This is a genomic window from Gemmata obscuriglobus, assembly GCF_008065095.1.
GTDB classification, from domain to species: domain Bacteria; phylum Planctomycetota; class Planctomycetia; order Gemmatales; family Gemmataceae; genus Gemmata; species Gemmata obscuriglobus.
This window is the reverse complement of record NZ_CP042911.1, coordinates 2,065,541-2,078,449: the sequence shown is the minus strand read 5'-3', so window position 1 is coordinate 2,078,449 and position 12,909 is coordinate 2,065,541. Positions and strand designations below refer to the sequence as shown.

The 12,909-nt window shown below is 59.9% G+C and carries 18 protein-coding genes; 13 read left to right on the top strand and 5 right to left on the bottom strand.

Annotation, left to right across the window (positions count from 1 at the left end; genetic code table 11):
* The first annotated feature begins 479 nt into the window (after nt 1-479).
* The 8 genes from GobsT_RS08765 to GobsT_RS08730 all read left to right on the top strand — a co-directional run bounded on the left by GobsT_RS08765 (nt 480) and on the right by GobsT_RS08730 (nt 4,269).
* Nucleotides 480-725: a hypothetical protein gene (locus GobsT_RS08765; protein WP_010046615.1), complete on the top strand. Its 246-nt coding sequence runs from the start codon at nt 480-482 to the stop codon at nt 723-725.
* Between the two features lie 463 nt (nt 726-1,188).
* The gene (locus GobsT_RS08760) at nt 1,189-1,389 is read left to right on the top strand and encodes a hypothetical protein (protein WP_010046613.1); all 201 of its coding nucleotides are present in this window, start codon (nt 1,189-1,191) and stop codon (nt 1,387-1,389) included.
* 63 nt (nt 1,390-1,452) lie between these two features.
* A complete protein-coding gene (locus GobsT_RS08755) occupies nt 1,453-1,956 on the top strand; it encodes a hypothetical protein (RefSeq protein ID WP_148087660.1) in 504 nt (167 codons plus the stop codon).
* Between the two features lie 293 nt (nt 1,957-2,249).
* A complete protein-coding gene (locus tag GobsT_RS08750; protein WP_010046611.1) occupies nt 2,250-2,834 on the top strand; it encodes a hypothetical protein in 585 nt (194 codons plus the stop codon).
* Nucleotides 2,835-2,893: 59 nt separating this feature from the next.
* Complete coding sequence (locus tag GobsT_RS08745; RefSeq protein ID WP_010046609.1) at nt 2,894-3,277, top strand: hypothetical protein; 384 nt, start codon at nt 2,894-2,896, stop codon at nt 3,275-3,277.
* Nucleotides 3,277-3,546, top strand: coding sequence for a hypothetical protein (locus tag GobsT_RS08740; protein WP_148087659.1), 270 nt, complete (start codon nt 3,277-3,279; stop codon nt 3,544-3,546). Before GobsT_RS08745 ends, GobsT_RS08740 begins: the two co-directional genes overlap by 1 nt.
* A gap of 132 nt (nt 3,547-3,678) precedes the next feature.
* Complete coding sequence (locus GobsT_RS08735; protein ID WP_010046605.1) at nt 3,679-3,966, top strand: hypothetical protein; 288 nt, start codon at nt 3,679-3,681, stop codon at nt 3,964-3,966.
* Between the two features lie 57 nt (nt 3,967-4,023).
* Entirely contained in the window at nt 4,024-4,269 is a 246-nt protein-coding gene (locus tag GobsT_RS08730) for a hypothetical protein (RefSeq protein ID WP_010046603.1), read from the top strand.
* 295 nt (nt 4,270-4,564) lie between these two features.
* Here the strand turns inward: GobsT_RS08730 and GobsT_RS08725 are convergent, their stop codons facing one another.
* From GobsT_RS08725 to GobsT_RS08715, 3 genes are read right to left on the bottom strand one after another with little or no spacing between them, the layout of a single operon-like run.
* Nucleotides 4,565-4,822 (bottom strand): hypothetical protein, encoded by a 258-nt coding sequence (locus GobsT_RS08725; RefSeq protein WP_010046600.1) that lies wholly within the window; start codon nt 4,820-4,822, stop codon nt 4,565-4,567.
* Nucleotides 4,823-4,824: 2 nt separating this feature from the next.
* Nucleotides 4,825-5,178: a hypothetical protein gene (locus tag GobsT_RS08720; RefSeq protein ID WP_010046598.1), complete on the bottom strand. Its 354-nt coding sequence runs from the start codon at nt 5,176-5,178 to the stop codon at nt 4,825-4,827.
* 31 nt (nt 5,179-5,209) lie between these two features.
* Nucleotides 5,210-5,803, bottom strand: coding sequence for a recombinase family protein (locus GobsT_RS08715; RefSeq protein WP_109571193.1), 594 nt, complete (start codon nt 5,801-5,803; stop codon nt 5,210-5,212).
* 107 nt (nt 5,804-5,910) lie between these two features.
* Between GobsT_RS08715 and GobsT_RS08710 the strand changes: the two genes are divergently transcribed.
* From GobsT_RS08710 to GobsT_RS08690, 5 genes are all read left to right on the top strand, one after another.
* The gene (locus GobsT_RS08710) at nt 5,911-6,510 is read left to right on the top strand and encodes a hypothetical protein (protein ID WP_010046593.1); all 600 of its coding nucleotides are present in this window, start codon (nt 5,911-5,913) and stop codon (nt 6,508-6,510) included.
* Between the two features lie 71 nt (nt 6,511-6,581).
* Nucleotides 6,582-7,376, top strand: coding sequence for a DNA adenine methylase (locus tag GobsT_RS08705; protein WP_010046592.1), 795 nt, complete (start codon nt 6,582-6,584; stop codon nt 7,374-7,376).
* 406 nt (nt 7,377-7,782) lie between these two features.
* On the top strand, nt 7,783-8,280 hold the full coding sequence (locus GobsT_RS08700; RefSeq protein WP_148087658.1) for a hypothetical protein: 498 nt from the start codon (nt 7,783-7,785) through the stop codon (nt 8,278-8,280).
* 510 nt (nt 8,281-8,790) lie between these two features.
* A complete protein-coding gene (locus GobsT_RS08695; RefSeq protein WP_148087657.1) occupies nt 8,791-9,093 on the top strand; it encodes a hypothetical protein in 303 nt (100 codons plus the stop codon).
* Between the two features lie 57 nt (nt 9,094-9,150).
* The gene (locus tag GobsT_RS08690) at nt 9,151-9,366 is read left to right on the top strand and encodes a hypothetical protein (RefSeq protein ID WP_010046587.1); all 216 of its coding nucleotides are present in this window, start codon (nt 9,151-9,153) and stop codon (nt 9,364-9,366) included.
* A gap of 246 nt (nt 9,367-9,612) precedes the next feature.
* On the opposite strand, the gene GobsT_RS08685 is transcribed toward GobsT_RS08690, so the two are convergent.
* The gene (locus GobsT_RS08685) at nt 9,613-11,316 is read right to left on the bottom strand and encodes a recombinase family protein (RefSeq protein WP_109571194.1); all 1,704 of its coding nucleotides are present in this window, start codon (nt 11,314-11,316) and stop codon (nt 9,613-9,615) included.
* A gap of 62 nt (nt 11,317-11,378) precedes the next feature.
* On the bottom strand, nt 11,379-12,419 hold the full coding sequence (locus GobsT_RS08680) for a ComEC/Rec2 family competence protein (RefSeq protein WP_109571195.1): 1,041 nt from the start codon (nt 12,417-12,419) through the stop codon (nt 11,379-11,381).
* Nucleotides 12,420-12,909 lie beyond the last annotated feature (490 nt).

Sequence of the window (12,909 nt, the reverse complement as noted above, 5' to 3'; positions counted from 1 at the left end):
TCAAATCTTGATCACGGAGCATACGGGCGTTAACCGTGAGTCGGAAGCAGGCCCGCCGCCGACACGCATCCGACACGTCTTGATTAGCTGAATTATTTTGTCACAATTGCGTTCAGATTTCAGATGATAAAAGTTTTTACAAATATTTTGAAAGGTTAAACATGAATGAAAGCAGTATTCCAGCGGCGCACACGTTAAGCGTTGCCGACGTGACTGTGATCGATGGCCCGACGGGTCGCACGGTCCGGTGCGAGTGCCTGGCGTGCGGGCGTGAGTGGTGGCCAGAACTGTTGACCGGAGGGGGGCGACCTCCTGGGTACCGCCGTTGCCCAGAGGGTTGCACGCTCCCCAGCCTGGAACGTGACGCCCGGCGGCTGGTACGAAGACCGCACCGGAACTGATGGGCTTGCCTGCTCACGCTCGATCATAGTCGTGAGCCGTGTGGAATGGATGCCGCAGCTTCTTTTTGGGAGGTAAGTATGTTTCACTACGGCAGGGAATTCAATAGGTGGCAGGGTGCGTGGGCGTCACCCGACGGCAAATGGACGATCCGCAAGAAAAGGGATGGCTGGTACGTCGAGCGATGCGCCGACGGGGAAACGACCTTGTGGGGTGAATGGAGTCACAAGGGGTTGGCGGCAAATGGCAAGGAGTACGAACCGTTCGGCACGTTACGGCAGGCGATTGTAGCGATTGAAGAACACGAATCGAGGGGCTTCGCCTGAACTTTGGGGGCGTCACGATAAGCCGTTTCAGGCACGGGCGTGCTGCTTTAGTCATCCCTTTCCGGCGGGCGGAATGTGAACGCCGCCGTCACACTCTTGTGACGGCTACCGGATGGCGGGCCGGTACAGCCTCAAACTGCTGTGCCCGCCCAAGCTTAAACTCGTACCTGCTCGGCAGCTTCCTTTAATGGATTTCGCCTGTGCCGTGAGGCGTGAGTGGCGCTCGTGCAGCGTCGAGGCGTGGGCGTGTCTTAGCAGTGCCTCGACGGTCGCATGAGGGCACCTTTCACTAACGCTGTCGTGTCGAACGTGTGCTGCCCTGCCTGCGCCGTCCGCTCGTACCGTCCGCCTTGCTCCTAGAGCGGCGGCTGTTCCGGTACTGACCGGTGCCGCTCACGTCAAACGGCCGGCGTGAGGCGGAGGCAGGGACGCCCCGAGCTTCTTTACTCAGGAGTTGGATGTTATGACAAAGAATGGCAACGAAACTTGGACACACTATGGCTATATCGTCGGTGCCTTTACGAGCGTGAAGGACGGCATGTTGAAGGTTTCGCCGCCTTACAACGTGTGGCCGCCCGAAGACCCTGAGTGCCAATTCGACCCGATAGGCTTTGATTTCCCCAACTTGAGCGCCGCAGCCGAGTTCATCAACGACATCATGTAGGACTAATGTTTAACTTCTCCAGGCAGGGACGCCCCGAGCTTCTTTACTCAGGAGTTGGACATTATGAGCAAGAGCAAAGCGAACAGGGCACGAGAGCAACAAAAATACATGGCGAAGGTTCGCAAGCGACGGCGTGAGCAGGCAAAGAACCGTTGCAAAATTGAGTATTCGGACAAAATCTTGGACTTCACCGCCGCCACCCTGATACCCGTCGCCGTAGAGCCTGGGGCACAACCCCTAAAGTGCTGGAAAAACGTTCAACGAAAAGTCGAGCGGGACGGTGGGCGTGCTGTCTACGGGTGGAGTGTAGACGAGCACACGGCACCGGGAGTGCGGCGGCTAGTCGCTCATACCGTGTGGGAATCGCCGACCGGTGAGCGTGTGGACATTACGCCATCGCAATACAACGACAAGTTCTTGGAGGATGACAGGGCCGGGCCGGGTTGCCCTGTCGGATACTGCCTCCGTGACCACACTCTGGAAGCACTACTCACGCTTCAACCCCTGATGTCGCATGAGCGTGCCGAGATTGAGAACGGTTACGGCACACCTGCGATTTCGGCCTGATAAATCATAACACCAGAGGCCGGGACGCCCCACGGCAAAGGTGCGGCACGAGCGACGCAAGCGGGCAAAGGGTGGAGGGTAGGTAGCAGAACTGCCGTCAGCATGTCGAATGTCATCCGGGTTCCGCACCGACCACCTCGGCAGCGCCCGGCCCACGTCTCGCCACAACGAAACCCAGCAACCGCACAGGCAACTCGAAGCCGACCCCGCCCCGGTCCTCCGGCACCGAGGGCGCTTCGGCCACCGCCCGTTAAGGGCAACGCAACCAACACATTTAACACGAAAGAGCGATTATGCCAAAAACCATTGAACGACCCGGCCCCTCTTCGGCACCCGACAGTCACCCGATACCGGAAGCCGCAGCGCTACCCTTTACCGACGCCGACCGCCACCGGCTGTTCGGCCACACCGAGGAAGACCTGGCCTTTTTCCAGACCTACCAGCCCGTTTGCGGCTCGCCGCCGAAAGACGAAGCGGGGTCGAAGGAACTCGGCGACCGTATCCGGGCCGTCCCGAAGCAGTGCTGGTTCAACGCCCGCCGAGCGGTGATGAGGCTGAAGGACTTCGCCGGGGCGAGTTACGTCGAGGGCTGGGCCGTGTGCGACTCGGGGATGATGATCGAACACGGTTGGGTCGTGCGGGACGGTGTGCTACTCGACCCGACCCTGCCGACCGGGGTCGAGGTCTATTTTCCGGGTCTGGAGTTCCGGGGGCGGGACGAGATCACCGCCTTCCTCGCCACGCCGCAGGGAAAGAAGTGTAAGCGGACGCCGTTCTTCTACGAATACGGCTGGGGCGGGTGGTTCAGCCCGACGATGCGGCAGGCGCAGGTGCAGGCGTCCGACTTCGTCACCAAACGGTTTTGTACGTCGAGATGATTGCAGCGTTTTTCTGGGTACATAGTTGGCACTTAAACTATTTTTACAAGGACATGGCTATGAAATTCCGATGCTCCAAAATCAAGTGGGACACCGACGGCAAGCGGGTGCGGGGTCTTCCGAAGGAACTCGTTGTCGAACTGGATATGGATCAGATTCACGACATGCTCGACCCGGACGAGTTGAACGACCAGTTGTCGTCGCTCCTATCCGACGAGTCCGGTTGGCTGGTGGAGGATTACGAAGTTGAACCCGTCCCCAGCCGGGTGCTGATCCTTCGTCCGGGCTGTGAACACAATCCGACCGACGACCTGCTGGTGGCATTTGATGAGGGCGTCACCGCACTCATCAGCGGCCCCGGCTCCCCGGTACCCCCAGACTGGGCAGACCTACTGCCCAAGAAGAAACCGTCGCTCCCAACTGTACACGATAAGGATAAATGATGACCGATGATTCCCTGACGAGGTGCCTCCCGCCCTGTACGACCCTCGATGGCAAGCCCCTCAAACGGTTCCTCGTGTTCGAGCCGCACCGCAACCCGGCGGGTGAAACGCTAGTCATCCACGAGGACGGCCTCATGGGGTTCGTACACCCCGCCGATGGAGACACACCCGAAAGGTGGGCGCACCTCCTCCAAGAGTTCCTCGAGATTTGCGGCGGCGAGGATGAGGACGACGAGGACGACGACCACGAGAACAAGAAAGGCGAGTAGTCACTTCCAGAACAGCCCTCAGTGCCGCCGAAGTCGCTGGGGCTGCTCGTTAAACCCCTCGTCAGTTTAGCTCCTTCACGCACGGCCTGCGCCTGTGCCGTGGTAGCGCTTGTGTGACCTGCTCGTGTCGGCATGTCGCATCGGGAACCCCCTTCGCAGTGCTGTCGTGATGAACGAGAGAAGCCGTTCGTTTACAAGTCCACGCTGAGTAAGACCTACGGCCTCACCCCGGCCACGATTAACGAGTTGGGTGAACCCGACAAGTTCTGCGACAACCCGCATTGGCCGGACGGCCCGCCCTCCGGTCTTTACTCGATCCAGCGGGTCGAGTTCTGGGTCGGGGCCAACCAGGAGCGTGTGGACCGGGCACGGGAAAGTCGGGTCCGGCGGTCGGCGGCGGCAAAGACGATGCAAGAATAGAAGCGACGGGAGCGGCTCCGGGGTGCCGAGGCGTGGGCCAGCACCGTTGCAATCGAAGTGGCCCCGCTGCTCGACACGCTGATCGATGACGCCCGCCGCATCCACCGCAACCTTTCGGAACGGGGGCTTCGTGCGTACGTCCGGCACCGGCTCACCAACTACGAGTCGCTACTTGCTCAGATCAGCCGACACGAGTTCCAGACGGAACTGTACCCCATCCTCCGTGAACGTGTGGGAGCCGCCGTGGAGCGCTGGGCGACTGGCGGGCGTTCGCCGTTCATCTCGTGGAAGTTCAGGACGTGATATTCTGTGCTGAAGCCGTTGGCCTGGCGGGGGTCGCACTTGACAAGGACTTCGTACACCGCACTCCACCGTCCGCAACGCTTCTGCCGGGCGGAAGTCGCCTGCGACTCGTGTTGCTGCCACCGCCTCGCCCGTCGCCGGACTCAAGAGCGGTTTCTTGCTTGACGCCGCCTGCAATTTCGCCCAGGCGGTAGCTCAGGCAGCATCGACGGCAGAAGGCGCTTGGGCACGACTCAAGAACCTTTCGAGCCGGGCAGCGGTCCCTGAGTCAAACGAGAACATGTACACGATGTGGTTACTCGGCATCGCTCGGGTACCCCCACCGGTTGCTCATCCGCTGGATAATATCTATGTGCCGCTGAATCTCGTCCAGCGGCATGTCCGGGTACGGCGACACCTCCCCGCACGGCGGCCCGTTTGTCATCTCGTAGTTGCGTTTCGCCTGTTCCGCTCGCTCGTGTTGACCGGTCAGGCGCAGGAGCGAAACGAGCCGCCGCACGGCCCCCAAATCCTTCCACCCCTCCCGCTCGCACTCCGCCCATAGCTCGTCCATCGTTAAGCCTCAGCGCCCCCGGTGTAGTTGAGCATCCCGAGCAGCTTCTTCTCGTAGTCGTCCTGGGCGAACCAGACCTGTTTCAATGCTTGGCCGAAGGCGTGGTACAGCGCCCGGATGTCCGGCAACTGGTGGCGTGGGTTGTACAGCTTGTCGATCAATGCCTGTGCCGCCGCCCGGCATTCCTCCGACTGGACGGCTGCGGTCGCCACGGGCTTGGCGACCTCTGGGTGTTCCAGCGTAGCGTGAACGCCGGAGGGCAAGACGTTCACGACAACGGACCAGCCGCCGTTCGTCTCGGTGTAAGAAAAGTAGTTGTCGCCGTAACTCAGTCCCGCTTTGTACGTTTTCTTCATTTGTCACCATTCGCAACGCTGTTCGCTCGTATTACTCCTCGTTTTCAGTTTCAGAAAATGCACCGATTTTCCCCAGCGTATTCAGGAGAGCAACTTCGCCCAGAAACTGGAATTCGTCCAATTCCCGTACTTGTGGGTGTATCGCTTTCCACACGTCGAGAGTGATGTCTTCCATGCTTGTGATTTCCCGCCTGTATCGGTACCACCGTTTTTGACCGTGTAATCTCGCTAACAATATCCAGAGCATTCCCGGCGGTGGGTTTTTCATAATCCGAGCCAGCCACGTTCGGGTCGCCTCCAGAGCATATTCCGAGAGAGGCTCGGGGCGTGCCCGGTCTTTCGTTCGTTCCAGAAGAAGGCGCACCGTCTCGGCACTGAATTTTTTGCCCTGACGAGTACGGTACCCTTTCTCGTTCAGCACGTCTGCAATCTGTCGCAACGAACGGTAGACGGGCACAAAACCCACTCCGGCCCGCATCGCTTCATCGATCCGTTCGTCCGCCAGAGTCCTCACAAGACTTGCGATTCGCCGCCAGTAAAGCGGGCTTTTCCAATTGCGTGGCATTTCAGAACCATAGCTCACGAACTTCTGTCGCCCTCGGCATTGCTGCATTTCCTTATCCATTAAAGACTTGCGAAAATTCCAGTTTGCAAAACTTGACAGAAGGTGACCGTACAGCCAACGGGGTGTCAGGAGCCACAACGGAGCCTGAAACCAACGAGGGTGACGAGATGACCACGATGAACACAGCGACGATTCAGGCGGTGAAGGCGGCTTACGAGGCGTACAAGGGGGCCACCCTGAACCAGCGTGAGAAGGCCCGAGATCACGGCGACTGGCTGCTGAAGCTCCGTGAAGAGTGCGAGGCGGACGGCATCAACTACACCGACGTGCTGAAGGAGCATCGCATTCCCCAAAGCACCGCTTACGAACACAAGGCGCTGGCGGAAAATTGGGACGGGGTCCAGACCGTTTGCCTTCAGATGGGACTGGAATTTTGGAACCTGAGCATCAAGCAAATCGTCCGCTTCGCCCGCAACCCCGACGAGATGGGGCAGTACATCGAGGAGCAGAAGGAAGCATCCAACCGCTTGAGGACCGAAGTGAAGGGGGCCGAAACGAAGAACGGCGATGTTGCGTCCCAATCGCCCAAATCCGGCAAGGTGCGCACCCGCAAGCCGAAGGGGGCCGATAAGGAACGTGAGGCCGAGGCGAAAAACTACCTCAAGGAGAAGTTTAACATGGAAGTGAAGGTGAAGTTCATCACCAAAAACCAAACGGTCCCGATCAAGCTCGGCAACGACATCATCGTCATCATTCCCCAGGGCTAACGCACTTTCAGTTTCGATTTCCACTCGGCGGAAAAGCTACCGCCGGGTGTTCCGTCTCACGAGGCGTCACCGTGCCGAAGAACAAGAGCAACTTCATCTACCCGCTCCCGTGGCTCGGTGGCAAGCGCCGGATCGTCCACCGCTTCCTGCACCTGCTCACCCAGCACATGCGGCCAGGTGTTTCGTACACCGAGCCGTTCGCCGGGGGTGCGGCCGTGGCCCTGACCTTGCTGGACCGCCTGCCGTGGGCGGACGTCTGGTTGAACGACGTATACCGTCCGGTTTACGCCTTCTGGAAGACCATTCGGGACGACCACGAGTTCCTGATCGACAAGTTGTACGGTGAGCACTGCGAGCGGGACAAGTGGGAGGAGTACCACCAGTCCATCGCCAACGGAACCGTGGCCGACCTGAAGGAACTCGGCTGGCGCTTGTGCGCCCTCCACGCCTGGTCGTACGGGCAGAAGGGCGTGTCGTTTAACCCCCGCTGCGGCTCACGAGCGAAACTGCACACGAAAGAGCAGCAGTACCGTAACGCCCACCGGCTCCTCAGAGACGCCAAGATCACCAACTTGGACTTCCGGCAGGTGCTCAAAGACGACGACAGCGTGCTGTATTGTGATCCACCGTACGTCGGAGCCGCTCGGCGCAAGTATTACGCACACGGCTTTACCCAACTTGACCATCTGATGCTTCGGGACATCGTGTTGGCCCGGCAGTCACCGTGGCTAATGTCCTACGACGACCATCCGGCCATCTGGAACCGTTACAAGACCTGCCGCATCCAGACAATTGTGTTCGGGCGTGGGCTGGGTGGGCCGACTCGGTTCTACAAAGAGGTGCTGATTACGCCGCACATTCAATAACCAACCGGGGCCAACATGTATGTGGCTGCATCTTCCTTCAACGTTCTGTCCCTCTGCTCCGGCATCGGCGGCATCGAACTCGGACTTAAGCTCGCTGTCCCAGCGTCCCGATGGCACGGATGCCGGGCTTCTTTGGGCAAGGGCCGGGAACGGGCGAAACAAGAGACTGCGGAACAATAATCACGATCATGATAACGAATGTGTGAATAGATTTTATTACACACTAACATAATTTACTTTTGGTTGCAGTAAGTTTAATCAATTAAATCGTATTTATATTAGTTAGTCCGGCCCTGTCCAGTAGTCTGCAAATCTTCGATGCTCTATCCTCGCCGCAGGTGAAACCATGCCGGTTCTCTTTCATTATTCCCCTCTCGTCCACCTCCCCCCGATTTGGTCGGAGGGGTTGAGCAAGGGCGAGATTGCCACCCACGACCTGAAACAGACGTTAACGGCCGTCAGCCTAACAACCCAGACCGATCCTGACACGCTCCTCTGTTGGTCAACGAGGTTGCCCGTAAAGACCGCCGTCCGCTACGCCTGCCGCATCCCGGACGGCGACGTGCGGCTTGAACCCGCACTGGCCGCCTGGAAGCGACTGGGCGTTCCGGCCAAGACGATTCGTAACGGTCTGAACCCGGCAGGACAGGCTAAGTGGTGGTCGTTCTTTCACGGCGTCATTCCGCCCGACTGCTTCACAGTGGAACTGTGGGGGAGAGCCGGATACGTCCCGCTCACCAGCCCGGACAAGGTGATTTCAGAAGTCGCCGCAGCACGAGCCAAGTTCGTCTTCTCCGTTCCACCGGACATGCCGTGGGCACTGGCTGCGGAGCGAAGGGATGAGGGCGATGCGTCGGCAGATTGGCTGATGTCGGAGACGCACCCGGCAGACCGCTTCAAGTAGGCGTACTTTCATCCCAATACTGTTGGCTGCCTGCTGTTGCGGGTCTTGGCGATTTTTCTCGTTTTGGGGTTGCGGATACCAAAGTTGTCTTGGTAAGCTGCTCCCGACCAGCCTAACGCAGCTTATCTGGCCGCCCGCCCACTGCGACAAGTGGTAGACGACGACAGACGCCCGGTTCACTGGCTTCGGTCAGGGTAGAACCCGGTCGGGTTCCAAGTTCTGTCACCCGATGGCCCGCATGAAGCGGTAACCCATATCGGTAAGTGTGCGTGTTGCACACTCCTCCGCATCCCACTGCGGCGGCTTTCCAACCGGAGAGTTCGCCGTTTTTTCGTTTTCGGCGAACGGTGGGAGTTCGCAACATGGCAACTGTGAAAGCAATCGTAAAGCGGGTGGGCAAGGCTGACCGCTCCTGTCAACTCAAAGAGGTTAACAACGACGGGCACATGCGGGCCATTCAATCATACGATGCAGATTTTTAGTCAAACGTGACGCATCGTGATGGGCAACATGAAACTGAACTGGCAGAAGGACGGAATGGGGCGTGATCATGTCTTCGCCCTGCTCCCGCCCAACGGTGAAGACGAGTGCGGGGTAAAGGTCACCATCCTGAAACAGACGGGTGGGCCGCACAAGGTAACCTTCCAGTGGAAGGACTTTGACCCAGAGGACACGAAGCCTAGCCCGTGGGTGAGACTGGAACGCCTCGGGTTCAAGACGATGACGGATGCGAAGAAGTGGGCAGAGGAAACGACAGAGACTTACCTAGCCTTGCTACCGGCCCTGAGTGTGACACGGTTAGCAGCAGCATAACAGAAACGCCCCGCTTTTGGCGGGGCATCCATAATGACACATCGTGAGTGACGCCACATGACGCTAGACGCAATGATTTTGGCCACCGACGGCATTACGCACGACGGCAACCGAGTTCTTTTGTTCTCGGTGTTTGATCCGGCAGCCAAGCATCGGTTGCAAGTCAAATTGTCCTTCTTTGATCCGGCCGTCGCCCAAGAGATGATTGACGCTCTCGAAATGATCCGTGACGAGCTTGAGGCGTCAGATGCGGAAGCCGAAGAGGACGAGTAATGACCCTTACCATAGCGACACAACACGGTTAGCATTCAGCTAGACGACGGTTCCTCAGTAGCCGGATGCCCCCACCGGCTGCACATTCGCTGGATTATATTTATGTTTGCTTCAGTGTAGTGGCGTTGTACCGTTGCCGCTCGTTCGTGTTGCCCGGCGTGTTCCAGGGCAACAACCAGACGTTGAACGTTCTCCCCGTTTCGCCACTGCTGGCGTTCGCACTCGGCCCACAACTCTTCCATTTGGTCACTCCCCTTTGAAGGTCTTCTCAAACAGCCCGTTGGCCTCTTCCTCATCAATCACCCGATCCAGCGTCCCCCAGGTGCTTACCGTCTTCGCCTCACTGAACACCTTTTTTCCGCCCCCGGCGGTACCGTGCGCCCGTTGCGGCCAGAAGTCAACCAGCAACACGTTAACGGTCGTGCTGTCGTGGTAGGTGATCTGAACGATTGCCCGCCGCCGGTTCCGTGTCCCGCCGAACGTGCAGTGCATCCGATCAATCACCCGCCTCAGACACGCCCGCAACCGGTGCTTCATCTCGTCGGAGTTGTCGGGTTCGCCCTTCTTCGGCTTGGCGTCCCAGAGCAACCCGCCAAGTAAGTGTTGCGTCTCGCCGAACGCTTCGGCCTTCGGGTGCGCCGCCTTCTGCCGCAAGGCGTTCTGTTTCGTCGTGAGTGCTTCCGCCTTCTCTTCCCACTTCCGTAGCAGAGGAACGAGCCGCTTCACTTCGCCAGTTTCCATCTCGGCAGTCAGTTCGGCCAGCTTCGTTTGAACCGCTTCTAGCTCTCCGGTGACGGCCGATAGCTCTTCCGACGTGGTGTCTTCGCCGAGAACGTCTTTGGGCTGTAGGATGCGGAAGTGTTTGAAGAACGCCCGGTCAAGAACGTCTTGGGGGAAGCAGGACGCAGCCGCAACGCCCTGGTTCGCCTTCTGGCTCTGGTAGTTCACCTGTCGCCGGTTCTTCTTCGTCTCAACACAGGTCTGCGTGAAATATTTGTCTTCGGGGTTACCGGCCCGGCACATCAGCCCCGTGAAGTAGTTAAAGTTTGTGCGGGTCGGTGGTCGGCCCGTGGTGCCGTCCCGAAGGCTCTTGGCGTGCTGCGCTTGGTGGTAAAGTTCTTCGGTCACAACCGCCGGGTAGTAGTTCGGAATCGGGTTGCCGTCGGGCTTCCGGGTCTTCTTCACGATGGGCTGATACTCCCCCAGCACTTGCCGACACGTCAGGAGGTGTGCGACGTAAGACCGCACCCACTGGCCCGATTTGCCAATGGGTGCGTGTCCCTCTTCCGCCAGCTTCTTGCAGATGCCGAGATGCCCGTAACCCGCAACACACAGTTCGTACACCCGCTTCACGGCTTTCGCTGCGTCGGGCTTCGTCACGATCTTCCCGCCGTACAACTCCAGCCAAGCCGGGAGCATAGCGGTTGTTGGCGTTCCCTCCTCCCGAGCTTCCTTCTTCTTCTCACGCCACGCCTTCCCACACCGCTCGGCCTTCATCGCACTTTCGCTGTTCCCCCGGCTCAGTTCCATGACCGCCATCATCAGCGCCATCGGCTGCGAGTTCTCGTCAAAGACCATGAGGGACGGGGAGAGTTGCACCACCCGGACACCGGCGTTCACAAGGTTCAGCAGAAGGCCAAGCGCCTTCATGACGTGTTCACGGGAAAGTCGGTCCAAGTTCTCAACAAGCAGGTAATCGCCCCGCTTCACCTTCCCCTTTTCCAGCGCCAGAAGGAACATCGCCAGCCCGTGCCGGTCGGGGTTGTTCCGGTGTTCGCCGGTGAATCCCGAAACGCCGAGGTCTTGGAACGTGGACGGGTCCAGCTTTACGCCGAGTTGTTTCGCCCCGAGTTCGGCCAGTTCGGTTTGCCGCCGCACGCTGTCGCCCTTCGCCTGTGACGCCTGTGAAAAGCGAATGTAGGAGAAGGCGACGGGATTCGGGGTGTTCATGGCGGGTCACTCCGGGCAAACTTTCGTACCGGAGTTATAATAGCAAACACAACCATAAGTGTCTACTCCATCACGGCCGCTCGCATCGCCGACGGTCGCGCCCCGGTGAGCAGCGCGTAGCCGAGCAGCAGCAGCGCCACCGCCCACGCCGAGTAGCGGTTGCGGAACCCGCACAGCCGGAGCACGGCCCACGCGAACGCCCCCAGAATGACCAGGTGCTGGCCCGAGATCGCCAGGACGTGAATCACCCCGGTGCGAACGTAGGCGTCCCACTCCTCGCGGTCCAGCGCGGTGCTGTCGCCCAGCAGCAGGGCCGTCGCGAGTCCCGCTTCGTCCTTGGGAAGCGCCTGCGCGAGCGCCCGCGTGCCCCACCCGCGCAGCACCGCCAGCCACCCGAACAGCGACGCCCGCCAGCCCTCCTCGATCCGCACCACCGAGTCCGCCGAGCGCTTCACCCGCAGGTCCGCAGTGATCCGCTTGTCGAGGAGTGACCCGCGGTAGTCGCGCTCGCCCGGGTTGGCCGGCCCTTCGGGGAGCGACAGCCGACCGACGACCTGAACCGCGTCGCCGCAGTGCAAGTCGTCGAGCCGCCCTTCCACCGACAACCGCACGCGCCCGGATGCCGAACGCCAGCCGGTGGCGCCGTCTACTTCGCTGATCTCCAGAACCGTCGTGCTAGTCGCCTCGCGCTGCATGGTCAGCAGCGGGTCGAACCGCGGCGGCCGGAACCGGTCCGGCTCCTCGGCCAGCGTGCCCCGCACGCGGACGACTTCCGGCGCGGCCTTCGCCAGTGTCGAAACGTCGTCGGGGGCGAACGTGTGCCGGTGCGCGTGGTGATGTGCGGCGGCCAGGGTGGCGGTAGACACGAGCAGCCACCCGAGGGCCGTTTGCGGCGTCGCGCGGCGGGTGAAGCACCACCCCACGAGCGCGACCGCCGCGACCACCAACGCGGCCCCGAGCGGCACGCCGATGTAACGGTCCGCGAGCAACCCCGCCGACGCCGCCAGCGCGAACGGCACGAGCGGCGACCGCGCGAACTCGCGCCACGGCGGAGGAGACGGCTTCGCGGGCTCGTCATCGGGTGCGGGCGATGGGGCGGGCATCTTCGGCTCTCAACACCGAACCGGTTATCGTGCGGCGACCGATGCTGCGATCTTCACGTAGTATCGGCAACCGCAAGCGAGCGGACCATTTCTGTGCCCGTCGAGTGCCGCCAGCACGGCTTCCACGCCGGGACTGCTTTTGTCCGGAAACGGCGGCCTCACTACCTGATCCACGTAGAACCGCCACAACAGTTAGTACACCCGATTGTGTGAACTAATTTCCTCAGCCGTTTCGGGCTTCCGGAGAACTCGGTATAATTGCGATGACGCTGTTCCGAGGGCAACGAAATGACAGCAGCCGAACACCCGTCGGTAGTATTTTTCTTTGAGGTGATTGGCTTGTTATTATTTTCCGTAGGATCATTTATCATCATCGGAAACTACGCAATAGTGTTACGCTGGGCATTCTGGAGAAGATCTGCTTCGATAGCCCCAGTTCTAGGAGGGATGATCGCCTCATTGGGCATGTGTTTTTTCCCGGTGGCGATGG